Source organism: Hymenobacter guriensis (genome assembly GCF_015773195.1).
Taxonomy (GTDB): Bacteria; Bacteroidota; Bacteroidia; order Cytophagales; family Hymenobacteraceae; genus Hymenobacter; species Hymenobacter guriensis.
The window spans coordinates 1-24,561 of sequence record NZ_JADWYK010000027.1 but is presented as its reverse complement, the minus strand read 5'-3'; the positions used below and the strand labels follow the sequence as shown (position 1 = coordinate 24,561).

Sequence of the window (24,561 nt, the reverse complement as noted above, 5' to 3'; positions counted from 1 at the left end):
TGGAGTACTTGTCCCATAACTGAGTGCGAAAGTCCTGCCCGGAAAATACACCATCACGCCCTGGGACTATACACTTAGGCTGTGTGGGGCTACCGCAACAAATTATAGAGTACCCACACCAAAGCAATAATGCCCATGGCATACCAGCCCCACTTGGTGTAGCGGTCATCGAAATCGGGGCGCGGGCGGCGGTTCATACCGGGCATTCTCATGGGAAAGCAATGGATAATGAGGAGGCAAGAATTCAAAACTGAGCGTCACCTGGTTTTACGTGATAGACAGCACGAAACGTTTCCCTGCTGAGGCCGGGCATAACACAGATATGTGTGCTCTATATAGTATAAGAACCATAGCCAACCCGTATCTTCCTGACTGGCACCGCTCCCCTACCCCCTGGCGCTGCTATTTCCCCGATGCAGTACTTTCATGACACTTCTTCGCTATCCATTGCCTTCGACGAAGACAACCAGTGGCTTTACGTAGAATGGAAAGGCCACCACGACGCAGTATCTTCCAAAAAGGGTGGCGAGCTAGTGCTGCAGCATCTGCAAAGCTGCGCGTGCACCAAAATGCTCAACGACAACAGCCAGGTAACGAGCGAGTGGGACAGGGGAGCCCGCTGGGTGGGCAGCCACTACTATGCCACCCTGGCCGACCAGGGGGTGCGCTTCGTAGCCTGGATATGCCCGCCGCACTGGCCCGCCCGCAAGTCCATGGAAACGGCCATGCTCTTCGTCACGCGGCCCATGGTGGTGCTGTTTGATGACCTGGCCTCGGGCTACGCGTGGCTGGCCCGCCAAAGCTGACGTTCTACCCTTGCAGGTCGGTTACCATTTGTACTATTTCGATAAACAAGGGCCGCGCTGCTACTGTTGGCTGAGCGCAACGGTGCTGCAAGGCCCACAGGCTTTCCACCGTAGCGGCGTTGGCAGGCTGACTTTGGCAACGCGTCAGCAGCTCTTCCAGCAGGCAGCCAAAGGCCCGTACCTCTAGTTGCTGCAGCGCCTTAGCCTGGGCATTATCCTGCTTACCGAAAAAGCTGGCGGCCCCGAAGTCGCTCAGCAGCGCGTTGCCGGCCATATCCACCAGCGTGTTGTGAGCGTACAGGTCGCCGTGCAGCAGACCCCGGGCGTGCAGGTGCCGCGCCGCCGCCGCCACGTTGTGCGCTATGCGCAGCACCTGATCCAGGCTGAATAAACTTCCGGGAGCATATACGTCGCGGGTACAGGTGGAAAAGCTGGGCGGGCCAGCCAGCACGCGGTAAGCCGGGTCCAGCAGCTCCAGCACCAGTCCTTCGGCGGCGGCTGGGTGGCGGCTGAGCTTGCCCAGCACCGGAATCAGGCCGGGGTGGCGCCCGGCACTGATGCAGGCTACCATTTCGCTGTGCGGCAGCCCGTCACTGGTCACGGCACCTTTGAACAGTTTCACGGCCACCGGTTTGCGAGCCGCAGAATCCTGCCACTCGGCCCGGTAAATCACCCCCGAAGCGCCCTCACCCAGCTGTTGTTGGATAGCCAGTTCCTCCCAGTTGATTTCCGGGATGGGGTGGGCAGCCAGCGCGGCCGCTTCTGCAGTTTCGGTTAGGGGGTTTCCGGCAAACGCCAGCCAGTTCAGGCGCGGCAACTCCAGCAACCAGGCCGGCAAGTCCTTGAGCTTATTGGCGGAAACGCGCAGCAGTTCCAGGGCCGTGCAGGCCGCCATTTCGGGTGGTAGGTGCGTGAGTTGGTTGCCGGCCAGCATGAGCTTCCGCAGCCGCCCGGACCGGCCTATTTCGGGCGGCAACGCGGTAAGTTGGTTGTCGGTCAGAATCAGCCAGCGCAGCTTGGGCGGCAACGCGGCGGCCGGTAGTGTATGAATCTGGTTGGCCTTGAACCCCACCATCTCCAGCTCCGGGCACTGGCCCAACACCTCGGGAACCTCGGAGAAGTGGTTATCGGAGCAGAACAGAATGCGCAGCCGGCGCAGCTGGCTTAGGTCGGCGGGCAGCTCCGCCAGCGCGTTGCCGGAGAGGTTGAGGATTTCCAGCGTGTCGGCCAGCTCGAATATTTCGCGAGGAAACTCCGTGAGGCCTTCCGATAGATCAAGCCGAGTCGTGCCGGCCAGGTCGCCGCGGCGCAGTTGCTCCAATGTGTGCATACGGGCAAAGGTCGGGGTTTGCGCTGGTTGCGGGCAGCAGAACGTCATACAGGGCATTCTGCGCATCAAGTAGAGGCGAGGCACCGCGCGTGCTCATGTTGTGGGACTAAGCGTCATTCCTCGGCTGCGCTCGGCATAACGCTCCAATTTTTTCCTCCCACCGCAAAAATTTTAAAAAATAGTTGCATGAATAAATTCTGGTTGTACATTTGCCCTGCGCTCCATGCCACGGAGCACTTATCAAGAAAGGCGGAGGGACAGGCCCTGTGATGCCTTAGCAACCAGTAGAGATACCAGGTGCTAAATCCTGTTCTGAGTCGGCTTCGGTCGGCGCGGAAGAAGATAAGTTAAAAGATGCCTACCGTCTGCAGCGGTCTTGCTCTTCTGACTTGTCGGGAGGGCTTTTTTTATGCTCTTTCGGTAAGAAATCTTGCATAAGTGTCTGGGCAACAAGGTGCGTTTTCGTCTAACCACAAAACGGCCAAACCCATGCAATCTGCCACTCGCCTCCTCCAGTCCATTCCCGTAGATGAGCTCACCGGCGCCATCTCCGTTCCGATTTACCAGACCTCGACCTTCGTGCAGGAGGCTCCCGGGGTAAACAAGGGCTATGACTATGCCCGCACCGGCAACCCAACCCGCCGCGCCCTCGAAAACATCCTGGCCACCCTCGAATACGGCCACTCCGGCTACGCCTTCGCCTCGGGCCTGGCCGCCATCGACGCGGTGGTGAAGCTGCTCTCAGCCGGCGACCAGATCGTGGCCATCGACGACCTGTATGGCGGGGCCTTCCGCCTGTTCGAGCACGTGTACCGCCGCTTCGGCATCGACATCGTGTACTGCGACACCACCGACCCGGCCAAGGTAGCCGCCGCCATCACCGCCAAAACCAAGCTGGTATGGCTGGAGTCGCCCTCCAACCCTACCCTGAAGGTGTCGGACATTGCTGCCATTGCCGACATAGCCCACGCCCACGGTGCCTGGCTGTGCGTGGACAACACCTTCGCCTCGCCCGTGCTCCAGCAGCCCATCAAGCTGGGTGCCGATATCGTGGTGCATAGCGCCACCAAGTACCTGGGCGGCCACTCCGACCTCATTGCCGGCGTCGTGGTAGCAGCCACCGAGGAGCTGGGGCTGCAGCTGAAATTCATCCAGAACGCTTCGGGCGGCATCCTCGGCCCGTTCGACTCCTTCCTCGTGATTCGGGGGCTGGAAACCCTGCCTCTGCGCATTGAGCGTCACTGTAGCACGGCCCTGAAAGTGGCCCAATTCCTCCAGACGCGCCCCGAAGTGCGGGCCGTATACTACCCTGGCTTGGAAGAGCACCCCAACCACGCCGTAGCCAAAAAGCAGCAGCCCGGCGGTTTCGGCGGCATCATTGCCCTGGTACTCGAAGAAGACACCCAGGAAGCCGCCACGCAGGTGGTCACCAGCACCAAGTACTTCCACCTGGCCGAAAGCCTGGGTGGTGCCAAGAGCCTGCTTTGCCACCCCGCCACCATGACGCATAAGTCCACGCCCGTGGCCCAGCGCCAGGCTGCCGGCGTGGCCGACAGCCTGATCCGCCTGAGCGTGGGCCTGGAAGATGCCGAAGACCTGATTGCCGACCTGGCCCAGGCCCTGGACCGCCTGAGCGAAGCCAAGGAAACCCTGAAAGAAGCCGTGCGCGAAGCCGAAGCCCAGCTGGCGTAGGGTTAATAACATCGCACCGTCCTACTGAGCCTGCCGAAGCAGTTCTACCGCTCCGTTGAATCGTTCGTTAGAGCTTGCTTCGGCAAGCTCAGTAGGACGGCCAAAATCAGCAGGACGCCTTTTTGCATTTGCACAAGTACTTATGAATCGTAACGATATCCGCATCGGCTTATTCGGATTCGGCGTGGTAGGCCAGGGCCTGCATACCGTGCTGGAACGCACGCCCGGTTTGCGGGCCCGCATTGGCCGCATCGGGGTGAAAGACCGCACCAAAGCCCGCAACCTGCCCGCCGAGCTGTTCACCTTCGACCGCGACGAAGTGCTGGACGACCCCACGCTCAACGTCATTGTAGAGCTGATTGACGACGCCGACGAGGCCTACCGCATTGTGACGGGGGCCCTGCGCCGGGGCAAAGCCGTGGTGACGGCCAACAAGAAAATGCTGGCCGAACACCTGCAGGAGCTCATTGATCTGCAGCGCGAAACCAACACGCCCCTGCTCTACGAAGCTGCCGCCTGCGCTTCTCTGCCCGTTATCCGCAACCTGGAGGAGTACTACGACACCGACCTACTGGAAGCGGTGGAAGGCATCATCAACGGCTCCACCAACTACATTCTCACGGCCATGCACCGTGATGCGCTGACCTTCGCCGCGGCACTTCGCAAGGCCCAGGAGTTGGGCTTCGCCGAAAGCAACCCTGCCCTCGATGTGGAAGGTCTCGACGCCCGCAATAAGCTGGTGCTGCTGCTGGCTCACGCCTTTGGGCTGGTGGCCCGGCCCGAGGATATTCTGGCCGTGGGCATTGCCGGAATCAGTGAGCTGGCCAGCAGCTACGCCCGCGAAAAGGGTTTGGTACTGAAGCTGGTGGCCGAAGCCCGTCGCCTACCCAATGGGGGCGTAGCGGCGGCCGTGCTCCCCACCTTGGTGCGTCCCGAGCACGAGCTGGCCCGCGTGCAGGACGAATACAACGGCCTTATCACCCAGAGCAACTTCGCCGACCGGCAGTTTTTTCTGGGCAAAGGCGCCGGGGCTGTGCCTACTGCCTCAGCTGTCCTCAGCGACCTATCGGCCCTGACCTACGGCTACCGCTATGAGTACAAAAAGCTCCACCAAGAAAGTACCCTCGCCCTCACGCCCGCCGCTGCTGAAGCTGATGTGCTGGTGACCTTCGGCGCCGAACACGCTCCTGACCGCGCCGATTTCAGCGCCGTGCACGAGTATTTCCACTCTCAGCAACTAGGCTACTACCTCACGGGCACCATCGGGCTGGAGCGGTTGGCGCAGGCAGCGTGGCTGCGGCTACCCGGCATCAGCATTGTGCGTCTGCCGGCGCCGCTGCGAGCTGTGGCACCTGCACCTGTACCTGCGCCGGAAACCAGTACCATCGTGCAGGCTGCCTGGGCAACCGATGTGGCGGTGAGCCCGCTGTAGGAGCGGCGGTTACTGGCTACTCCCGTCAGTCATTCCGAGCGCAGCCGGGGAATCTCGCGTGCTGATGTTGTGGTAGTAATTCAACGTCAGCACGCGAGATTCCCCGGCTGCGCTCGGAATGACGTTCTTTTTTCTGCTTAGGCAACTTCGGCCGCTACCAGTGGGGGCGCCCCGGCCATCCGGGTCTGCGGGCGCATCAGCAGCACGTAGAGGCCGCCGGCCAGCAGAAAGCCTACAAACCAGGCGTAGTTGTACACGGCCGCCAGCCAAGGCCACACGCTCCCTTTTGGTACCGCACCAACGGCCTGCAGAAAGCCCGGGATATTGGGTAGAATGCCGATGCCCAAAGCCAGCATGGCGGCGTAGTTGATGCCGTTATGGTAAGTGTAGCGGCCCTGGTACTGGTAGAGGTCGGGCACGTGGAGTTGCTGGTGGCGCAGCAGGTAGTAGTCGGCTATCATGATGCCGCCAATGGGACCCAGCAGCGCCGAGTAGCCCACCAGCCAGGTAAAAATGTAGCCGGAAGGGTCGGCAATGAGCTTCCAGGGAAAGATCAGCAGGCCAATGACGCCGGTGATGTAGCCGCCCGTGGTGAAGGATATCTTCTCGGGGGCGAAGTTGGCGAAGTCGTTGGCAGGACTAACGATGTTGGCGGCAATGTTGGTAGCCAGCGTCGACAAAGCCACGGCCAGCATGGCCACGCTCACCAGCACTTTACTATCGAACTTGCCAGCCAGCACCACCGGGTCCCAGATGGTTTGCCCGTAAATCACGAACGTGGCCGACGTGACGACTACGCCCACAAAGGAAAACAGCGTCATCGACGAAGGCAGCCCCATGGCCTGCCCCAGCACCTGCGCCCGCTGACTGATGGCGTAGCGGGTGAAATCAGGAATGTTGAGGGAGAGCGTGGCCCAGAAACCAACCATACCCGTGAGTGAGGGAAAGAAGAACGCCCAAAACTCGGCAGAAGTGGAAAATTTGGCCGGCTGCGCCAGAATGGGCCCCAGGCCTTGCCCGGCTGAAATAGCCCACCACAGCAGCGCTGCCGCGGCCACCGGCAGAAAAAACGCCTTGAACACCAGCAGCTTCTTGATGCTGTCGACGCCCAGATACACTACGTACATGTTCAGCAGCCAGAACAGGAAAAACGTTATGGCTGGTCCCGTTGCCAGCCCCCACGAAGCCGGAAAAACGGCTGGCAGCGTGGCCAGCCCCGGCACCCAGAGCACGGCCATCTGGTAGAGGGCGTAGCCGCCAATCCAGGTCTGAATGCCAAACCAGCCGCAGGCAATAATAGCACGCAGCAAGGCCGGCACATTGGCCCCGCGCACGCCAAACGATGCCCGCGCAAAGACCGGAAATGGAATGCCGTATTTGGCTCCGGCGTGCCCGTTGAGGAGCATGGGCACCAGCACCACCGTGTTGCCCAGGAAAATAGTCAGTAGCGCCTGCCACCAGTTCATGCCGCCTTCGATCAGTGAGCTGGCCAGCATATACGTGGGAATGCACAAGCTCATGCTGATCCACAGCGCGGCGTAGTTGGCGCTGGTCCAGGTGCGGGCGGCAGCGGGCACGGGGGCCAGATCAGGACTGGTGAGGCCGGCACTAGGCTGGTCGTTTACCGGGGTAGAAAGTACTTGCATAGTGCGGCGCCTAAGGAGGTTTACTTCGTAAGTAAAGCAGAGAAAGCACCTTACGCAAGCATTTCCGCTGGCGGGCTGCCAGAAATGCAGCGGCATCCACCCAGTATAGTGGGCAATACCGCCGTGCCTGCTGGCTCGCGCTACTTCACCGGCTGCGCGAGCGGCCACCGGAAAGGCTGCAGCGCGTGCGGCCCCCGCCCGAACAAGTCACCCGTCATGAACTGGCGGGGTGCCTGGTTCGGGGCGTCCAGCAGAGAAGGGCCGTAGTGCTGCGCTACCCAGGCCGGGGCATAGCCCTGCAGCCGCAGCAGCGTCGGGAATATATCGAAGTGACTGCGGCCCGGGCCGGGTACGGCCGTTGGAGGGAATGCCACCAGCTTTCCGGCGTCCCAGATCCAGAGGGGCACGGCTACTTCCTGGGGCGAGGTTTCGTACACCGACGCGTGCGAAACGGCCACACCCGAGGCAGTCAGGTTCTGGCCGTGGTCGGAGGTGTACACCACCACGGCGCTGTCCCGGGGCGCAATGTCCACCATTAGTTGGCGCCAGAACTCGTCCACAGTCCAGCGCACGGCGTTGTGGTAGGTATTGAGGGTCCGGTTCTGGTCTTTGTAGAGGCTGCGCGGGGAGAGAACAGGGCGGAAAAAAGCTGAGTCAGCCGGGTAAGTGCGGGCGTAGGGCCAGTGGGCTCCGGCTTTCACCACGTAGGCGAAAACCTTGCGCGGCTGCCGGGCCAGGTCGCGCAGCCGCGCGGCCACCACCATGTCACGCTCATGATAAGCCAGTTGGGGCTGCTGCGCGGCGGGCCGCTCCACGTAGTCGATGTAGCGTAGGTCCTCCGGGCTCATGAAGTTCTGCAGCACGTCGCCGCCCAGCTGAGCATCAATGTAGTAGGTGGTATAGCCGGCCCGCTTGGCAAACTGAAAGACGCTGGTGCGGGCAAACGTGCGGTACCGGGTATCGGGCAGCTCCGCGAGGCGGGTGCCGCTCATCAGGGCAATATTGGAGCCCGCGCTTTGATTGATGGTGGCACTGGCCACCCCAAAGTCGTGGAGCTGCCCGCGCACTGAGTACAGAAAGGGCGTGGTGCGCAAGGCGGGGTTTTGCAGCGTCAGCTCCGAGGCCGTAATGCTTTCATCTACCACCAGAAACAAATGGGGCACGCCCGGCGCCGCGGGAGCCACCGGCACGAGTGCCCGTCGGGGCTGGGGCAGCTGATCGGTGATGGCCGCCAGCAGCGTGAGCGGCACCCGGTACAGAGCCGGAAAATCATCGACGGTGCCGGTGGTCCATTTTATCTGGGTATAGATGGCAGCGCCGGCCAGGGGCAGCAGCAGCGCCGAAACCGGGGCCGCGCGCCAGGCTATGCGCTGCCGCAGCCAGTGCAGGCCGGCCAGCACCAGACCTGCCCCCAGCACCGCCCCCGCCAGCTGACCGGCGTAGCTTTGCAGGGCCACACTGGCCAGGGCGCGGTTGTTCCAGGCCAGCACCGCATCCGAGTACATGAAGTTGTAGCCGATAACAAGCCGGTACGTGAGGCTGACTGTCAGGCATACAAGCCACAGCACGCTGCCTAGGCTATATAGCAGCCGGGCGCGGTTGAGCCACAGCGCCAGCAGCCCCGCCAGGGCCAGGCCCAGGCCCAGCAGGTAGCCCAGCAGCTGCGTCACGCTTTCCTGAAACAGTAGGTACGTCAGGATAAAGTAGAGGCGGCCGGGGCGCATTTCCACCAAGGCCACGTAGCCGCCCAGCAACAGCCAAAGCCCCCAGGCGGAGCCCAGGTACCGGCGCAGACGGACAAGCGAAGATGAAGGCATTTTGTGTGAACTTTCGCAAATAAACGAAAGCGCCCATGAATGCTCCTGTGCCTGCCTCCCCGCCCCCGGCCTCGCGGCGCGACGACCTGCTGGATATTCTGCGCGGCGTAGGCCTGGTGGGCGTGGGAGCCGTCAACCTGGTGGCGTTCAACTACGACAGCGCCTACGTGGCGGAATACGCCGGGCAGTTCCCACAGGCCGGGCAGCAGCTGGGGTTTACGGTTTTCATGATTTTTCTGAAAGGGAAATTCTACCCCATCATGGCGCTGGTGTTTGGGCTGGCGGCGGCCCTGGCCCTGGAAGCCAAAGGCCCTATACCGTTCGTGCGGCGGGCGTTGGTGCTGGGCGGGCTGGGGCTGCTGCAGCTGGCCTTTATCTGGAACGGGGACGTGCTGCATCAGTACGCCCTGATGAGTCTGTTGCTGCTGGGCATCCGGCGGTGGCCACCCACGGTGCGGCTAAGCCTGGCCGTTACCTTATTTCTGGTCAGCTTCGCTCCTATTGGATCAGCTGCCGACGCGTCGACGCAGTTGCCGTTTGCCACCATCCGGGAAAGCCTGCAGCACGGTAGCTTTGCCGAGGTTACGCGGACGCGGCTGGGACTGAGTAGCTTCAGTTTCTGGTCGCCGGAGGCGCTGGTGTTTCAGGCCCGAATCTTTGGCTGGCTGCTGCTGGGGCACTTTCTGGGCGAGCACGCCCGCTACCGGCGCTGGGTGCAGCGCTGGCCGGCGCTAAGGCTGCTGGGCGCGGCCCTGGCAGCTTTGGGGGGAGCGGGCATCCTGCTGCAGGTTTCCGGCCTGCGCGGGGAAGAACCAAGTACCCCGGCACTTGCCGCCCTGAAGCTGGGCTTAGTGGCATTGTTCTACGCCGGCAACGTGCTGGTGCTGGTATCGGCTCCGCTGGTATGGTACACCACCGTCTTCGGGCGCCGGCTGCTGACTTGGCTGGCGCCCCTGGGCCGTATGTCGCTCACGCATTACCTGTTCCAGAACCTGCTGTACAGCCTGCTTTTCTACGGCTACGGCCTGGGCCTGTACGCCTCCCTCCCGCCGCTTACCCTGCTGGCCGCTTACGTGCCGCTCATCCTGCTTCAGGCACTGGTTTCGGGCTGGTGGCTGCGCCGCTTCCGGCAGGGGCCGCTGGAATGGCTGCTGCTGCGCCTCACGCGTTCCTCACCCGCTACACCTGATTAACGGGCCACCGTGCTCCTGAGGAAAAATCATTGCTACTCCCGAGGAAAAAGTGGCAATGATTTTCCTCGGGAGTCTGCCTGGTGTCGTTTAGACTATGAATTTCCCACACTTAGGAACTACACGAGAGCGTGGCGCTGCCGGGCTTTTCGCGGGCCCACTCGGGGCGTTTGGCGGCCAGCTCCTCGTGTTCGGGCTGCTCGGCGAAGGGCGTTTTGAGAACCTGATACAGGCGCTGCAGTGGAGCCAGGTCGCCGGCTTCGGCGGCTTCAATAGCCTGCTGGGCCAGGTAGTTGCGCAGCACATACTTGGGGTTGGCCGCCAGCATTCCGGCCTGGATGTCCTCCGGAGCTGCGGTTTCCTGCCGCACGCGTTGCATGTAGCGTAGCAGCCACTGCTGCAGCTGGGCCTGGCCTTCGGCCGGGGAATCGGGGTAAGCAGCGGAGGCCAGCAGCATTGGCCAGGCCGTGGCCTCGTCGGCAGTGCCCGTCAGCACGTCGGAGGTGCGGTGGCTGAGCTGGCGGAAAAACACCGTCATATCCACCTGCGCAGCGGCCAGCGCCGAAAGCAGCTCGTCCAGCAAGGCAGCATCTTCGGCCAGCTCCACGCTCAGCCCCAGCTTGCGGCGCAGCAGCTCCTGCCGCCTGGCGGTGAAGGTGGCTACGTAATCATCCAGGTGAGGGCGCAACGCCTGGGGGTCGGGTATGAGGGGCGTAAGGGCCTGGGCCAGGGCCATCAGGTTCCAGAGGGCCACGCGGGGCTGCTGCCCGAAGGCGTAGCGGTGGGTGGCAAAGTCTGTGGTGTTAGGCGTCCAGTCGGGCTCGTAGGGCTCCAGCCAGCCGTAGGGCCCGTAATCGATGGTGAGGCCGAGGATGCTCATGTTATCCGTGTTCATTACCCCGTGCACGAAGCCCACCGTCATCCAGTGCGCCACCATCACGGCCGTACGTCGGCACACCTGCGCAAACCACTGCTCGTACACTGCGGGGCTGGGCTCACCCAGCTCCGGGAAGTGGCGCCGGATTACGTAGTCGGCCAGCAGGCGCAGGTTGTCGATTTCGCCGGTGGCGGCCAGCAGCTGGAAATTGCCGAAGCGCACGAACGTGGGCGACACCCGGGCTACAATGGCGCCCGGCTCGGGGCGGGCGTTGCCGTCGTAGAACATGTCGCGCACCACGGCGTCGCCGGTGGCTACCAGGCTGAGGGCGCGGGTGGTAGGCACGCCCAGGTGGTACATGGCCTCGGAGCACAGAAACTCCCGCACCGAGGAGCGTAGCACGGCCCGCCCGTCGGCGCGGCGCGAGTAAGGCGTGGGGCCGGCGCCCTTCAGCTGGATTTCCCGGACGGTGCCATCCAGGGCCGGCAGTTCACCCAGGCTCATGGCCCGCCCGTCGCCGAGCTGCCCGGCCCAATTGCCGAACTGATGCCCGCCGTAGCGGGCCGCAAACGGCTTCATGGTTTCCAGCACGCGGTTGCCGGCCAGCGCCTCCACAGCCGCGCCCTGCTCCGGGGGCCGGCTCAGGCCCAGCTCCGCCGCCAGCTCCTCCGACCAGGCCAGCAGGTGCGGGTCGGCTACGGGCGTGGGCTGCACGCGGGAGTAGTGGTAGCCCGGCACCTGGCGGGGGCTATGGTCGAAGGAAGCGTCACCGCGCAGCTCTTCCACAAAGGAATTCTGAAACGTGGCGTTTTCCAGGGGTTGAGTTGATGAAGGCATAGGCTGCTATAACCCGGATAAGGCGGCCGCAGTTTCTCTTACCGGAAATCATCAGCCATCCACCAGTGCAAATAAGGGCGCGGCGCCTGCAAAGCAAACCGTGACCGTATGGTTTCGGTCATGCATTGTATCAAACGTCAGCTCCCATTTGGCCAGCGGATCGGCGGGATTTGTCGGCATCGAAAGGAACGTGGGCGTGAACTCCCGCTCAAAGTCCCGGATCTGAAAGTCCGAAATCCAGTTACCGAACTCAGCCGTGATAAGCGGCCCGGCCGCCCGGCAAAGCGTCGGATACTGCACCTCCACCCACTGAAAAAAGCAACGTGCGCCGCCGTAGGGCCGGTTGCCGGAGCATCCATGCTCAATGGAAGCAGTTGGCCGGTGGGCTGAAAAAGCCGTTTCCCCTCAAAATCACCTTCATCAGGCCAGTTGCCACCTACCCACTGCAGCCGGCCAAAAAACGCGTGTTCCAGGTACACGGGCTTGCCAAAGAAGAAGTCAAAGAATCCCATATTCTTTAAAGGAAAGAAAAAATCAGCCGCCCGCTAAGACCATAGCCCGCTTGCCGCCCACGCCCAACAACCCTACCTTGCTCTCCCGCTAACCTCTTCTCCACATGGGCAAGCAATACTTCGCCATCAGCGCCGACATTCAAGCTTTTATAGAGCGGCAGCACGTGTTCTTTGTGGGCACGGCCGCCGCTGATGGGCGCGTCAACGTCTCGCCCAAGGGCCAGGATACGTTGCGCGTGCTCGATGAAAACCGCGTGGCCTGGCTCAACCTGACCGGAAGCGGCAACGAAACCGCCGCCCACCTGCTGGAGCTAAACCGCATTACCCTGATGTGGTGCGCCTTCGAGGGCAAGCCCAACATCCTGCGCCTCTACGGCACGGCCTCTCTCTATCACCCCCGCGACGCGGAGTGGGCCGAGCTGCTGCCCCTGTTCCCGCCCCTGCCCGGGGCCCGGCAGATTCTGGTGGTGGAGGTAGACCTGGTGCAGACCTCCTGCGGCATGGCCGTGCCTTTCCTCGATTTCCGGGCCGAGCGCGACGAGCTGAACCACTACATGGAAAAGCGCGGGCCGGAGCAGGTAGAGCAGTACTGGCACGACCGTAACACCCGCAGCCTCGACGGGAAGCCCACCGGCATCTGAGTCGGCCCAAGAGGCTGCCTGAAGAGGGCGCGTCTGTCGCGTGTGCCTTACGTGGTTTACCTCCGGCTGTACACCGTTCATTTCAGGCGTTTCGGGGCCCGGAAGGCCTTTCAGCAAGCTGGAGCGTACAGCAACAACTTTTCGGCCTGGGCTGACCTTCGCCGCCGGGGCTCGTACTTTCTGTCTAGACTAACTTTTTCAAGCTATGCAGACCGAACAAAACGAACCACGGCCCACCAACAGCGAAATCAACCCCAAGCCCATGGGGTACCCTACCAGCGAGGAAGCCATGAAGGAGCAGCCCGACTGGGATATGTCGAGCTACCAGCCCTCGGGCAAGCTCAAAGGCAAAGTGGCACTCATCACCGGCGGGGACTCGGGCATTGGGCGGGCCGTAGCGCTGGCCTTCGCCATGGAAGGCGCCGATGTAGCCATCCTCTACCACACCAACGCCGAAGATGCCGCCGTGGTAGGCCAGGCCGTAGAAGCCCAGGGACGTCGGTTTCTGGCTATTCAGGCCGATGTGAGCTCCGCTACCGAGTGCCGCGAAGCCGTACGCCGCACCTATTCGGAGCTGGGTGGCTTGAACATCCTCGTCAACAATGCCGCCTACCAGATGGGCTACGAGAAATTCGAGAGCATCCCCGAGGAAAATGTGCACCGCACCTTCGATACCAACATCAAGGGCTACATCTTCATGGCGCAGGCGGCCATTCCGCTTATGCACGAAGGCGACGCTATCATTAATACCGGCAGCATTGCCGGGCTGGTCGGCAATCCGCACCTCATCGATTATGCCTCCACCAAGGGCGCCATTCACACCTTCACGAAAAGCCTGGCCGCCTACCTCGGCGAAAAGAAAATCCGGGTGAATGCCGTGCTGCCCGGCCCCATCTGGACGCCCCTCATCCCCGGCACCATGATCAAAGAGGACCTGAAAAAGTTTGGCGACTCCACCATGCTGGGCAGGCCCGGTCAGCCCGAGGAGCTGGCCCCGGCCTACGTGTTCTTTGCCTCCCAGGATGGCAGCTATGCCACCGGCAGCCTGCTGGAAGTAACAGGCGGCATGCCCAAGGGCAGCTAGTCCCCCGTCGTTACTTAAGCCAGCGCCCTGGCCAAACCTGTGTTGGCTGGGGTGCTGGATGGTAGCCGGTGAGGCATAGAGGACGTAGATGCGGCCAGGCGCCGGGAACCTGCTTTCTTTGGGCTCCAGTATCTGCTCTGTGTGCCCTATGACTACCCGCCGAAAGTTCCTGACTTCTTCCGCTGCTTCCCTGGCCCTGGCCGCCGGTCGGCCGGCCGCAGCGCTTAGCCTGCCCCCACGGGCAGCCGCAGGCAAGCCCCTGGTGATATCCACCTGGGATGCCGGGCTAAACGCCAATCTGGGCGCGTGGAAAGTGCTGAGCAAGGGCGGCCGGGCCCTGGACGCGGTAGAGGCGGGCGTGATGGTGACGGAAGCCGAGCAAAGCTGCTGCGTGGGCCTGGGCGGCAACCCTGACCGGGAAGGCATTGTGACGCTGGACGCCTGCATCATGGACGAGGAGTTTAACTGCGGCAGCGTGGCGGCGCTGGAGCGCATCAAGCACCCCATTCAGGTGGCCCGGCGCGTGATGGAGCGCACGCCCCACGTGATGCTGGTGGGCGAAGGGGCCCAGCAGTTTGCCGTAGCCCAGGGCTTCCCGCTGGAGCCTCAAAAACTCAGCCCCGATGCCGAGCTGGCTTATCAGGAATGGCTGAAAACCAGCCAGTATCAGCCCGTCGTTAACATTGAAAACTCGGGCAGCCGTAAAAAGCCGGTAGGGCCAGTGGGCGGGGCCAACAACCACGATACCATTGCCATGCTGGCTCAGGACGCACGCGGCAACCTGAGTGGCAGCTGCACCACCAGCGGCATGGGCTTCAAGATGCGCGGCCGCCTCGGCGACTCTCCTCTTATCGGGTCGGGTCTGTACGTGGATAATGCGGTGGGGGCTGCCGCCGCTACCGGCCAGGGCGAGGACGTGATTCGCATTGCCGGCGCCCACACCGTGGTGGAGCTCATGCGCCAGGGCCTTTCGCCCAAAGCCGCCTGCAAGGCCGCCGTGGAGCGTATTGCCCGCATCAAAGGCGCCAAGGCCCGCGACATTCAGGTATGCTTTATTGCGGTGAACACCCAGGGCGAGTACGGCGCTTTTGCCTTGCAGCAGGGTTTCAGCTACGCCGTGTGCGATGCCAGCAACCAGCAGCAGCTCATACAAAGCGAGTATCTGCTAAAATGAAGACGCCTGTGCTGGAAATTTGCGCGGGCTCGGTGCAGTCGGCGGTGGCGGCGAAGGTAGGTGGGGCGCACCGCCTAGAGCTATGCCAGAACATGGCCCAGGGCGGCATCACGCCTTCCTACGGCCTCATGCAGCGGGTGCGGGAGCTGGTTGATATTCCGGTGTTTGTGCTGATTCGGCCCCGGCCGGGCAACTTCTGCTACTCCCCCGATGAGCTGGCCATTATGGCCGCGGATATTGCGCAGTGCCGGCAGCTGGGCTGCGACGGCGTGGTGCTGGGCGTGCTAGATGCTGCCGGCCGCGTCGACCAGTCCCGGTGTCGGGAGTTGATAGCGGCAGCCGGACCACTGCCCGTAACCTTCCACCGTGCCTTTGATGCCTGCCCCGACCAAGCCCAGGCTCTGGAAGACGTAGTAGCCCTGGGCTGCCAGCGCCTCCTCACTTCCGGAGGTCAAGCCACGGCTGAGGCGGGACAGGTGCAGCTGGCGGCCCTGGTAGCGCAGGCGGCCGGGCGCATCACGGTAATGCCGGGCGCGGGCATCCGGCCGTCCAACATCCGGGCGCTAGCGGCCCGCACCGGTGCCTCCGAGTTTCATGCCAGCGCCACCGGGCCGGCAGCTCTTTCGCACGGCCCCATGTCCACGCCTTTCGACGTTACTTTGCCCGAAACCGATGCCGCCATTGTGGCGCAGCTGCTGGCAGAGCTAACCCGCTAGTATATCGGCGCCTTTACCTCAGCGCTTTTCGCCACTTCAGCACTGGCCGATTTCTACAGATGCCAGGTAAGTATTGCCAGTAGCTTAAGTAGATATAGGGTGGTAATGTATTGTGGGAGTACTACTGTGGCAGAAGTAAACTTCAGCACTTAAGATGTTAGTTTGAGTGCCGTTACGGGCAATTCCTCTGTTTTTTACGTTCTTGCCGGCAACCAATGCCGCTGGCAATTGCCCTTACTGCTAACCAAATGGCTGCCTTTTGCCTGCCGCCGCTGCCACCGAATCCTACGCCCGCGCAACAGCGCGAGCAGGAGCGTGCGCGCTGGAATCATTACCTGCTCGATGCCACCTGGCGCAGCACCCGCTTCAACTCTCAGCCCAACGCCCTGCTGCAGGAAGCGGTGCTGGGAGTACCACCCGGCGTGGCCCTGGACGTGAACATGGGAGAAGGCCGCAACGCCCTGTACCTGGCTGGGCTAGGCTGGCAAGTCACGGGCATTGACCTGGCCGATCAGGCACTGGCTTTTGCGCAGCAGCGGGCCATCCAGCTAGGCGTGGCCCTCACTACGGTGGTAGGCGATGCCAATACCTATGACTGGGGCACCAGCTCCCAGGACCTGATTCTGCTTTGCTACGCCGACGAAAGCGCCCACTTAGAGCGGGTGCAGGCGGCGCTACGACCGGGCGGCCTACTGGTGCTGGAAAACTTCCACGCCGACGTCAACCAAACCTGGCAGATGCCGCCCGACCACCGCGTGGGCTTTGCCAGCAACGAGTTGCCAGACCTTTACCGCACCGCCGGATTCCAGATCGTACGCTACGAGGAGCCCGTTGCCGTAGCCGACTTCACCCGCGAAACTCACCGGCTGGTACGCCTGGTAGCCCGGAAAAACAATAAAGCGTGAGCAATGAAGAAGGATGGAAAAGCCCAACTCTTCATTGCTCACGCTTTATTTTTTATTCTATTTTGCTTCAGGAGGGCGAGGTGGAGTAATGCTCGTCGATGGCCTGATCCATGGTTTCGCGGAAGGTAATCATCAGCTTGTCACGCTCGGTTTCGGGCATGCTTTGCAGGGCGCGCTCAATGGTGAGGCGGTACACGTGGGCCATGAAATTGGCACCGTAGGTGGTAAAGAAACCGTCGTGTACTTTGCCAAACGCCTGTTTTTCGGCAGAGGAAATTGACAGTGAGAGGGCCAGCCATTCTTTGGCGTTGTTGGCCAGGCTAAGCTGGAGGTCTTGATCCATGATCGTTAAGTAAACAAAAGCAAAAAGGGAGAGGCGCCGGCCTTACTCGCCGCGCCGGTAGGGCCGGAACGTGTGCGGCACAAACGCCGGTATTGGCTGACCTACGCCGCCGTGCGCGTCGAAAAATGACTTAATGGCCGCTTCCAGCGCCGGCCGGTCGTGCAAGGATACGGTGGCTACCACATCCTGCTGGTCGAGTGGGGCGGCCAGGGCGCTCAGCCGACAGCTGGCTACCCCAAACGGGTGCTCGATAAACAAGGGTGTGCCATCCTGGGCCAGCTTTTCCTGCTGGTAGCGCCAGGCCAGGTGGAAGGGGGGCGTCATGGCCGTGCGGGCGGGTTCGGTGGGGACGAAGCCGAGGCTCCGCAGGTAGGTATCCGTCATGGTAGTTGGGGGGAAGATGCTTGAGAAACAGGAGGTTCGGCGGGCCAGTTCACCTGGCGCAGCAGCACCCGCAGCTCGGCTTCGGAGGCCACGCGGCCCTGGAAGCTGTAGAGCAGCTGGCCCTGCACGGCCTCGAGCAGCGTCATTTCGCCGTCGTCGTAGAGCACCAGAGTTTCCTGGCCACAGTCGCTGGGGCGGCTGAAGCGGCGCTGGCCGGCGGGCGCGGCGTAGGGTGCAAAGCCCCAGGCGCTCAGCAGTTCGGCCGCCGGCTGGTAGAAGGAGTGCATAGGAGATGAGCCCGCAAAGGGCACCCGGCCACGGGGCCGGGCAGTAGGCTACACGGGGCCGGGTGCCGGCTCGGCTCCGTGTGCTGGCCGTGCCGGCCCTAGGACCGGAAGCAGCAAAAACAAGGATGGCGGGGGTGGCCAGTGGGGCCGCAGCCCGGTTGGCCCATGTAAGTTCCGCCTTTTCTGCCGATAATCCGGCACGGCCAACCGGCCCGCCCGGGCATTGGCTGCCGAAACTGCCTTTGCAGCCTGCAGAGGGGTATCTACACCGAACTTTATTTTCTACCGCCCCGCTATACAGTTGCCCGTTATCAGTTTCGAGCCGTCAGTTGGTAGTTGCTCATTGTCAGAAACAAGCACCTGCCACAGGCAACGAGTAACCGGAAAAAGGCAACTGAAAACAGGAAAAGAACAGGAAGCTGAGAATTCACTGGTTATTTTGCAGCCGGGTCGACGGGAAGTGTATCATCTGCCCGCCGAAGGGAGTATACGGATCCGCCGCCTTTTCGCAGGGCGGCAGCCAAGCTCCTCCTACCCTGCTTTTCACCTCCTATTGCCTTCTTCCTTCCGCCATGCGGCTATATTTCGAAAACCCTGTGGGCCGTGTGCTGGAGCATTCCGATGGGTACGCGCTGGTGCAGTATCACCCGGGCCCGCGCAAGCTTCACCACCTTCAGGCGTTTCTTACCCACACGGTACAGCTGTTGCGCCTGCGCAACTGGGACCGGATGCTGGGCGACCAGCGCCAGATGCAGGCTTTCACCCCCGAAGAAAACGAATGGGTGGTAGGCTATTGGCTTTCCGAGGAAAACCAGGGCCACCGCGTATTCGGGGCCGTGCTTATGTCAGAAGAGGATTTTGCTCAGTTGCCGGCAGAGCTTACCGAGCAGGATGGCGAGGCGGCGGCCCTCACGTATCACCTGTTTGCCGATGAGGCCGCTGCCATTTCCTGGCTGCGCGGACAAAAGTAAACCGGCAGGCCCAGGGCAGCTTGCTTCTGCCGTATGCCGTTGCTCCCGGGCACCTGGTTCGCAGCTGCCGAACTCACTTCGAAGCCAGTTGCCATTTGGTACGCGTGTAGGCTATGCGAAACCCGTGCTTCTCGGCGTTGCGCTGCGACTGGCTGCCCGGTAGTGCCGCCATCATAGCCAGCGTGCAGCCCTGGCTGGCGGCGTAGTGCAGGCGGGCTTCCAGCAGCGCCTGCTGCCCGCCCTGGCGCCGGGCCTGTGGCACCGTACTGGCCCCCGCAAGCAACGCCACGTCATCATAGACAAACAACCCACCGGCCGCTATCGGCTCCCCGGCCAGCTCGGCCAGGAAAGGCCGGGCACCGGCACTTTGGGCGCTGACCACGCTAAGCTCCCGGATGAATTCTTCCAAACCTTCCATCTCGGTGCTCCACCCAGCCGCGGCCGTGCGGGCCCAGAGCGGGGCCTCGTCGGGCGCCAGCAGCCGGGTGCGCAACTGCGGATTGCGCGAAACCGGCGGGGCAGCTGCCGCCGACAACGGCTGGTACAGTACGCTGGTGTATTCCAGGGGTTGGTAACCGCGCTGCGTCAGCAAGGGCAGCAACGAGGCATCGGCCAGCGGGCTTACCTCGTGCAGCACCGGGGCGCCGCGCTCCTGAAAAAAGCTTTCCAGCGCAGCCAAGTCACTGGGTGTCACTTCCCCGAACATGCCCAGTCCGAAGGTTTGAGTCAGGGGCGAATCGGGCCCGTCGAACATGGCGGCAGTTCCGGCTACCTCGCACCAGGTGGCGCCGCTGGCGGGCTGCAGCTGCGCCCGGATTTCTACGAAGGCAGCATTGCTGCGCCCTTCGGTACGTTCGAGGCGCTGGGACAGGGTGTAGTCGGCGAATAGCATCGGTAGCAGTAGTGGAAGCTCCACCGGAGCAACAGCCGCAAGGTAACTGGTTTGGGTTCCTCGCCCAAGGGCGGCAGCAACCTCCCCTATCCTGGTTCGTTAAGCAGGGCTATGAGCCGAGCATTTGCCAAAGAAGATGATTCGCTGGAAGCGCCCATTATTCCGCCCCGCGCCGCCCTGCCACCCAACACGCCCAACTATGTGACACCCCGTGGCTTGGAGCTGCTGCGCCAGGAGCTGGCCTCCCTGGAAGCCGAACGCACGCAGGCCGAAGCTCACCGCGACAACGATGCCGACCGCACCCGCCAGCTGACCGTACTCAATGCCCGCCTGCATGCCCTCCAGGCCCGGCTGGCCAGCGCCAAAGTGGTGGAGGCCCGCACCCAGCCTGCCGGGGAAGTGCGCTTTGGCGCTACGGTAACGTTGCGCACCATCCAAGGGCGACAGCCGGGCCAGGAGCGCCGCCTCACCATTGTGGGTGTAGATGAGGCATCCATTGCGGAGGGCCGGGTAGCCTTCGTGGCGCCTATTGCGCGGGCACTGCAGGGGGCCCGGCTAGGCCAGCAAGTAACGGTGCAACCCGGCCCACCCACGGAAATCGTGGAAATAACCGCCATCCACTACGAGGGCGACCAGTAGGCACACGGCTTTTTACCGGTGCCGGCCCTTTCCTGCCCAGCCTTTCTTATGTCTGATCATTCTATCGACGTACTCATTATTGGTGCCGGAGCAGCGGGCCTGCTCGCCGCCCGCGACCTGGCCCGCGCCGGCCGCCGCGTAACAGTTCTGGAAGCCCGTGCCCGAATCGGCGGCCGGATTCATACCTTCCAGAAGGGTGGCTTTACGGGCCCCACGGAAGCCGGCGCCGAGTTCATCCACGGCGACGCGCCGCTTACCCGCACGCTGCTGCACGAAGCCGGGGCAGTGTGGCACAGCACCGCTGGCCGCAACTATGAGGTGTACGCCGGCCAGGTGCGGGAGTCTGCGGAGTTTCTGGCCGATATGCCCGCGCTGCTCCGGCAGCTGCACGCGCTGCCGCAGGATATGCCCCTGGCCGATTTCCTGACCTACTATTTCCCCGGCGACGCGCACGCCACGCTACGCCAGCAGGTAAGCCAGTTTGCCGAGGGCTACAACCTGGCTGATACCACCCGGGCCAGCGCCTTTGCCCTGCGCGAGGAATGGGCCGGTGGCGGAGCGGAAGACTCGCCCCGCCCGGCGGGAGGCTACGGCCAGCTAGTGGAACTGCTGCGGGACCAAGCCACAGCCGCGGGCGCCTTACTTCATCTTAGTACGCCCGTTCACCAACTCATCTGGGAGCAGGGGCAGGTGGCAGCCGTCAGCATGGCGGGCCAGTCGTTTTGGGCGCGGCAGGCCCTGATTACGGTGCCGGTGGGTTTGCTTCAGGCGCCGGCCGGAACAGCTGGCGCCCTCAACTTTCAGCCTGAGTTGCCCGGGTTGCGGGCTGCTGCCCGGCAGCTGGGGTTTGGCGCCGTCATCAAAGTGCTGCTGGAGTTTGCGCCGGATTTTCGCTCGGCCACGCAACCGCCGCTCACGCAGCGCCTGCCGGAGCTGGGGTTTGCTTTTTCGGATGCGCCGGTGCCTACGTGGTGGTCGCAGCTGCCGGATGCGCGCCTTTTGCTCACGGGCTGGCTGGGCGGGCCCGCCGCCTCCCATCACCAGCACACGCCCGACGAAGACCTGCTGCAGCTGGCCCTCGAATCACTGGCCTATGTGCTGGGCAGCTCCGTGGCCGTCCTCCGCGAGCAGCTGGTGGCTTACCGCGTGGCGAACTGGTCCGCCGACCCGTGGGCGCGCGGAGCCTACTCCTACGCTACGGTGGAAGCTGCCGAGGCCCGGCAGACGTTGCTGACCCCGGTAGAAAACACGCTTTTCTTCGCGGGCGAAGGCGTGTACGAAGGCCCCAGCACGGGCACCGTAGAGGCGGCGCTGGTGAGCGGGCAGGAGGCCGCCCGGCGTATGCTACAGATCGGTAAATAGCTGGTGAATCTTGGCAGGCCGCCCAAAAGTCCGGACATTTGGACTTTTCTTCTTTAGCTGATTTGCCATGCTGCTCCGTTTTTACCGTCTGCCGCGCGTTGTATGGGTTGCCTGCGGCCTGTTGCTGCTGCCTACGGCTTTGCTGGCCTGGGGCAACTGGGGCCACCAGCGCGTAAACCGGGCGGCTGTGCTGGCGCTGCCTGCCCCGCTGCGCACGTTCTTCTACAACCACATCGACTTCATAGTGACGGAGGCCGTGATTCCCGACTCGCGCAAGTACGTCATCAACGACCGGGCGGAGTTCCCGCGCCATTTCATTGACCTGGAAGACTTTGGCAATCAGCCCATCAGTGAGCTACCACAGACATCAGCCGAGGCCTACAAGAAGTACGACGCGGCCATGCTCGACAAAAGCGGCCGCCTGCCCTGGTACATTCAGGATGTGCTGGCCAAGCTCACGCAGTCGATGAAAAACGGGCGCAAGGATGAAATCCTGTTTCTGGCTGCCGACCTGGGCCACTACCTCGGCGACGCCACCCAGCCCCTGCACACCTCCTCCAACCACGACGGGCAGCTGACCGGCCAGAAAGGAATTCACGCGTTTTTCGAGTCGCAGCTGCCCGAGCAGTTCGGCAAAGACTACAACTTCCGGCTGGCCGAACCGCGCCTGCTCACTGACCCGGCCGCCGAGGCCTGGCGCATCGTTGCCCAAAGCCACGCCGCTGCCGATACGTTGCTGGCGCTGGAAAAAAAGCTGGCCGCCGAGACCCCGCCCGCCAACATCTACGCTCTGAATGCTGACGGGCAGGTAAAGAAAAACGTGTTCAACAACCCGGTGCATACGCCGGCCTATTCGGCGGCCTACCATCAGGCCCTCAACCGCATGGTAGAGCGGCAGCTGCGCACGGCAGCCCAGGCTACGGCCAACTTCTGGTACACGGCCTGGGTGAATGCCGGCAAGCCCGACCTCACCAAGCTCGACGCCGACTATACAACCCAGGCCAGCGCCAAAAACCTGAAAAAAGAGCTCAAGGAAATCCGCAAAGGCAAGCTCATCGACTTCCGCTCGTTCCAGGAGTTCTAAGCCTAATCAACCAGCAGAAAGCCCGCGCCATCCTTTTATGAGAGGACGACGCGGGCTTTTGTGGTTATACCAGTTTGTGCTCCAGCTTGGTTGCTTATGCAATTATATCATCGTCAGAGGCGGGGCCGGCGCTGTCGTCCTCCTGCTCGGGAGGCGTGTGGCCCAGCTCCAGAATCATTTCGCGGGCGGCGGTACTGAGGTAAGCCGACTGGGTTTTGGGGTTCAGAAAGCCCAACAGACGCCGGTACTTGGCGCGGCCTTCTTCCAGCATGTGGGGCGGCACCTCGTACACGAATACGTGGTAGGGCTCTACCTTTTGCACGCCTACCAGCAGGAACCGCTCGGCCTGCAGCGCATCGGAGTAGAAAGCAGCCTGCCGGTCGTAGTCATAGCCCGAGCACTGGGCCACGAAGTGGTGGTAGTCGCGGGCCAGGGTGGTTTTGAAGTCGATGATGGTGTAGGGCTGGCCGGGCTGGTCCACTACTAAGTCGGCGCGGAGCTTGCAGAGCGTGCCGGTGGCGGGGTCCGTAAACAGGCAGCTAGGCTCCGGCACGCCCTTTTCCAGCATTTCCCGCAGGTCTTCGCGCAGCTTCACGCCTTCCACCAGCCACCAGATCAGCGTATCGTTTACGACGGGGTAGCCGGGCACGTACTGCTCGGGCTCCAGCAGGGCCGTATGAAAAGCGGTGCCGAAGCTCAGGGCCGGGGCGTTGCTGCCGCCTTCGCGCCGGGGGCGGCCGCTAAGGGCGTCACGCAGGCGCGAGAGGTCGGAGTTGGCAATGGCAGGCAGGGCGCGGTAGTCGTCGTAAGACAGGCGCAGCAGGTCGGGGCGGCGGGCAGGTTCAGGCATATGCGTTCAGTCAGCTGATACTTGCTCAGCTGCCGGGAGGTTGTAGCGGGCGCGAAAAAAAGAGGTTCGGTACCCGCTTGCCGAGCACCGAACCCCCTAAACAGTCAGCGCAAGATACGCTACCGCCGTTGGGCTACCAAGGGCGTGCCGGTATACAGAGCCGCCACCCGGCGCAGCTCCAGGGAGGTAGGCGTAGGCTGCCCGGCCGCTTTGGCGGCTTCGTCGGCTGTTACGTCCACCACCTTATCCCCCACATACGAAACGTGCTTGGCCGAGAGGCTGAGCGTGTTGCCGGAAACCCTGGCCGTGATGTAGAACATAGTGCCGCCGAAGGCCGGGCTGACTTTCGGGCCGGCCACGTAGGCGTGGGCGGTGGGCACCAGTACCTGCCGGTTGTAGCCTTCCATGCGCAGAATCAGCCGCACGCGGCGCAGGGCGGCACTGTCGGGCTCCGTGGTATGAATCAGAATTTCCTGCCCGTTGTCGGAGGTGACCTTGGGTTTGCTGGGGCCGGTAGCCAGTACTGTTCCAGCGCCCAATAAGGCAAATACGCTACAAAGTAAAGCTTTTGACATACAATAAGTTAGTTGCGGTGTGCAGACGTTTGCGCAATATCTGCAGATTACAATAAAATTAAATAACCTTCTTTCTATTTATTTCGTAGAGAGCCGCCTTTCTATCCCTGTGTCCCGCATTTAGCGGGGCAGAAAAACAAAGAAGCAGGCTCCCGAATCGGGAGCCTGCTTCTTTGTTTTTCTGCCCCTGCCTACTTCGCGAAGCGGCGGGTAATCTGCTGTTCGTCTTTCGTGGTGATGATCAGTTGGTAGATACCGGTCTTCAAGTCGGCCACGTTTACAGAACCTTTTTCCAAGGTCCCACTGCCTACCTGGCGGCCGCGAGCATCTACCAGGGAATAGCGGCTGCCGGCCAGATTCAGCTTCGACACCACATGCAGCTGGCTGGTCGCTGGATTGGGGTACACCTCCAGGCCTGACTCGGCTGAGTTTTTTGCTGCCAGGGCGGTGCGGGCCCCGGCCGCTTTGGTGATGCGGACCCAGTTGATATTCCAGCCGCCGGTCTGAGCGTAGAT

26 protein-coding genes and 1 riboswitch are annotated in these 24,561 nt (G+C 62.5%); of the genes, 13 read left to right on the top strand and 13 right to left on the bottom strand.

The window, feature by feature from the left end:
- Positions 1-89 precede the first annotated feature (89 nt).
- On the bottom strand, positions 90-212 hold the full coding sequence (locus tag I5L79_RS23545) for a hypothetical protein (RefSeq protein WP_262894935.1): 123 nt from the start codon (positions 210-212) through the stop codon (positions 90-92).
- Positions 213-413: 201 nt separating this feature from the next.
- Here I5L79_RS23545 and I5L79_RS23035 point away from each other — a divergent pair, with 201 nt between their 5' ends.
- Entirely contained in the window at positions 414-806 is a 393-nt protein-coding gene (locus tag I5L79_RS23035; RefSeq protein ID WP_196957454.1) for a hypothetical protein, read from the top strand.
- Positions 807-810: 4 nt separating this feature from the next.
- Here I5L79_RS23035 and I5L79_RS23030 read toward each other — a convergent pair whose 3' ends face one another.
- Positions 811-2,136 carry a leucine-rich repeat-containing protein kinase family protein gene (locus tag I5L79_RS23030; RefSeq protein ID WP_196957453.1) on the bottom strand — a complete coding sequence of 442 codons (1,326 nt, stop codon included), beginning with the start codon at positions 2,134-2,136 and terminating at the stop codon, positions 811-813.
- Positions 2,137-2,370: 234 nt separating this feature from the next.
- A riboswitch (SAM riboswitch) is annotated at positions 2,371-2,485 on the top strand.
- 140 nt (positions 2,486-2,625) lie between these two features.
- Here I5L79_RS23030 and I5L79_RS23025 point away from each other — a divergent pair.
- Both I5L79_RS23025 and I5L79_RS23020 read left to right on the top strand, forming a co-directional pair.
- On the top strand, positions 2,626-3,828 hold the full coding sequence (locus I5L79_RS23025; RefSeq protein ID WP_196957452.1) for a trans-sulfuration enzyme family protein: 1,203 nt from the start codon (positions 2,626-2,628) through the stop codon (positions 3,826-3,828).
- Between the two features lie 142 nt (positions 3,829-3,970).
- Positions 3,971-5,260 (top strand): homoserine dehydrogenase, encoded by a 1,290-nt coding sequence (locus I5L79_RS23020; RefSeq protein WP_196957451.1) that lies wholly within the window; start codon positions 3,971-3,973, stop codon positions 5,258-5,260.
- 137 nt (positions 5,261-5,397) lie between these two features.
- Here the strand turns inward: I5L79_RS23020 and I5L79_RS23015 are convergent, their stop codons facing one another.
- Together I5L79_RS23015 and I5L79_RS23010 are read right to left on the bottom strand one after the other, a co-directional pair.
- Complete coding sequence (locus I5L79_RS23015) at positions 5,398-6,906, bottom strand: NCS1 family nucleobase:cation symporter-1 (RefSeq protein WP_196957450.1); 1,509 nt, start codon at positions 6,904-6,906, stop codon at positions 5,398-5,400.
- 140 nt (positions 6,907-7,046) lie between these two features.
- Positions 7,047-8,723, bottom strand: coding sequence for a sulfatase-like hydrolase/transferase (locus I5L79_RS23010; protein ID WP_196957449.1), 1,677 nt, complete (start codon positions 8,721-8,723; stop codon positions 7,047-7,049).
- Between the two features lie 35 nt (positions 8,724-8,758).
- Between I5L79_RS23010 and I5L79_RS23005 the strand changes: the two genes are divergently transcribed.
- Positions 8,759-9,916: a DUF418 domain-containing protein gene (locus I5L79_RS23005; protein ID WP_196957448.1), complete on the top strand. Its 1,158-nt coding sequence runs from the start codon at positions 8,759-8,761 to the stop codon at positions 9,914-9,916.
- 109 nt (positions 9,917-10,025) lie between these two features.
- Here the strand turns inward: I5L79_RS23005 and I5L79_RS23000 are convergent, their stop codons facing one another.
- Both I5L79_RS23000 and I5L79_RS22995 read right to left on the bottom strand, forming a co-directional pair.
- Complete coding sequence (locus tag I5L79_RS23000) at positions 10,026-11,627, bottom strand: protein adenylyltransferase SelO (protein ID WP_196957447.1); 1,602 nt, start codon at positions 11,625-11,627, stop codon at positions 10,026-10,028.
- Positions 11,628-11,678: 51 nt separating this feature from the next.
- Positions 11,679-11,927 carry a hypothetical protein gene (locus I5L79_RS22995; RefSeq protein ID WP_196957446.1) on the bottom strand — a complete coding sequence of 83 codons (249 nt, stop codon included), beginning with the start codon at positions 11,925-11,927 and terminating at the stop codon, positions 11,679-11,681.
- A 316-nt stretch (positions 11,928-12,243) separates the two neighbouring features.
- On the opposite strand from I5L79_RS22995, the gene I5L79_RS22990 reads away from it, so the two are divergent.
- The 5 genes from I5L79_RS22990 (at position 12,244) to I5L79_RS22970 (ending at position 16,659) form a co-directional block, all read left to right on the top strand.
- Positions 12,244-12,780 carry a pyridoxamine 5'-phosphate oxidase family protein gene (locus tag I5L79_RS22990; RefSeq protein ID WP_196957445.1) on the top strand — a complete coding sequence of 179 codons (537 nt, stop codon included), beginning with the start codon at positions 12,244-12,246 and terminating at the stop codon, positions 12,778-12,780.
- Positions 12,781-12,985: 205 nt separating this feature from the next.
- On the top strand, positions 12,986-13,864 hold the full coding sequence (locus tag I5L79_RS22985) for an SDR family oxidoreductase (RefSeq protein WP_196957444.1): 879 nt from the start codon (positions 12,986-12,988) through the stop codon (positions 13,862-13,864).
- 148 nt (positions 13,865-14,012) lie between these two features.
- Positions 14,013-15,038, top strand: coding sequence for a N(4)-(beta-N-acetylglucosaminyl)-L-asparaginase (locus I5L79_RS22980; protein ID WP_196957443.1), 1,026 nt, complete (start codon positions 14,013-14,015; stop codon positions 15,036-15,038).
- Positions 15,035-15,754, top strand: a complete 720-nt coding sequence (locus tag I5L79_RS22975) for a copper homeostasis protein CutC (RefSeq protein ID WP_196957442.1) — start codon at positions 15,035-15,037, stop codon at positions 15,752-15,754. The genes I5L79_RS22980 and I5L79_RS22975 overlap by 4 nt, the downstream gene beginning before the upstream one ends.
- Positions 15,755-16,002: 248 nt before the next feature.
- On the top strand, positions 16,003-16,659 hold the full coding sequence (locus tag I5L79_RS22970; protein ID WP_196957441.1) for a class I SAM-dependent methyltransferase: 657 nt from the start codon (positions 16,003-16,005) through the stop codon (positions 16,657-16,659).
- Positions 16,660-16,726: 67 nt separating this feature from the next.
- Here I5L79_RS22970 and I5L79_RS22965 read toward each other — a convergent pair whose 3' ends face one another.
- Genes I5L79_RS22965 through I5L79_RS22955 form a run of 3 tightly spaced genes read right to left on the bottom strand, consistent with a single transcriptional unit; the run spans position 16,727 to position 17,673 of the window.
- Complete coding sequence (locus I5L79_RS22965) at positions 16,727-17,002, bottom strand: hypothetical protein (protein ID WP_196957440.1); 276 nt, start codon at positions 17,000-17,002, stop codon at positions 16,727-16,729.
- Between the two features lie 42 nt (positions 17,003-17,044).
- The gene (locus I5L79_RS22960) at positions 17,045-17,386 is read right to left on the bottom strand and encodes a hypothetical protein (protein WP_196957439.1); all 342 of its coding nucleotides are present in this window, start codon (positions 17,384-17,386) and stop codon (positions 17,045-17,047) included.
- Entirely contained in the window at positions 17,383-17,673 is a 291-nt protein-coding gene (locus I5L79_RS22955) for a hypothetical protein (RefSeq protein WP_196957438.1), read from the bottom strand. Before I5L79_RS22955 ends, I5L79_RS22960 begins: the two co-directional genes overlap by 4 nt.
- A gap of 572 nt (positions 17,674-18,245) precedes the next feature.
- On the opposite strand from I5L79_RS22955, the gene I5L79_RS22950 reads away from it, so the two are divergent.
- The gene (locus I5L79_RS22950; protein WP_196957437.1) at positions 18,246-18,644 is read left to right on the top strand and encodes a hypothetical protein; all 399 of its coding nucleotides are present in this window, start codon (positions 18,246-18,248) and stop codon (positions 18,642-18,644) included.
- A 73-nt stretch (positions 18,645-18,717) separates the two neighbouring features.
- Here the strand turns inward: I5L79_RS22950 and I5L79_RS22945 are convergent, their stop codons facing one another.
- Positions 18,718-19,536 (bottom strand): GNAT family N-acetyltransferase, encoded by an 819-nt coding sequence (locus I5L79_RS22945; RefSeq protein ID WP_196957436.1) that lies wholly within the window; start codon positions 19,534-19,536, stop codon positions 18,718-18,720.
- A gap of 111 nt (positions 19,537-19,647) precedes the next feature.
- Here I5L79_RS22945 and I5L79_RS22940 point away from each other — a divergent pair, with 111 nt between their 5' ends.
- The 3 genes from I5L79_RS22940 (at position 19,648) to I5L79_RS22930 (ending at position 22,621) form a co-directional block, all read left to right on the top strand.
- The gene (locus I5L79_RS22940; protein ID WP_196957435.1) at positions 19,648-20,175 is read left to right on the top strand and encodes a GreA/GreB family elongation factor; all 528 of its coding nucleotides are present in this window, start codon (positions 19,648-19,650) and stop codon (positions 20,173-20,175) included.
- A gap of 48 nt (positions 20,176-20,223) precedes the next feature.
- Positions 20,224-21,537, top strand: a complete 1,314-nt coding sequence (locus tag I5L79_RS22935; protein WP_196957434.1) for a flavin monoamine oxidase family protein — start codon at positions 20,224-20,226, stop codon at positions 21,535-21,537.
- A gap of 67 nt (positions 21,538-21,604) precedes the next feature.
- Positions 21,605-22,621, top strand: coding sequence for a zinc dependent phospholipase C family protein (locus I5L79_RS22930; RefSeq protein WP_196957433.1), 1,017 nt, complete (start codon positions 21,605-21,607; stop codon positions 22,619-22,621).
- Positions 22,622-22,715: 94 nt separating this feature from the next.
- Here I5L79_RS22930 and I5L79_RS22925 read toward each other — a convergent pair whose 3' ends face one another.
- From I5L79_RS22925 to I5L79_RS22915, 3 genes are all read right to left on the bottom strand, one after another.
- A complete protein-coding gene (locus tag I5L79_RS22925; protein ID WP_196957432.1) occupies positions 22,716-23,471 on the bottom strand; it encodes a PD-(D/E)XK nuclease-like domain-containing protein in 756 nt (251 codons plus the stop codon).
- A 119-nt stretch (positions 23,472-23,590) separates the two neighbouring features.
- On the bottom strand, positions 23,591-24,046 hold the full coding sequence (locus tag I5L79_RS22920; RefSeq protein ID WP_196957431.1) for a hypothetical protein: 456 nt from the start codon (positions 24,044-24,046) through the stop codon (positions 23,591-23,593).
- Between the two features lie 191 nt (positions 24,047-24,237).
- On the bottom strand, positions 24,238-24,561 hold a 324-nt coding region (locus I5L79_RS22915; protein ID WP_196957430.1), incomplete at its 5' end, for a T9SS type A sorting domain-containing protein.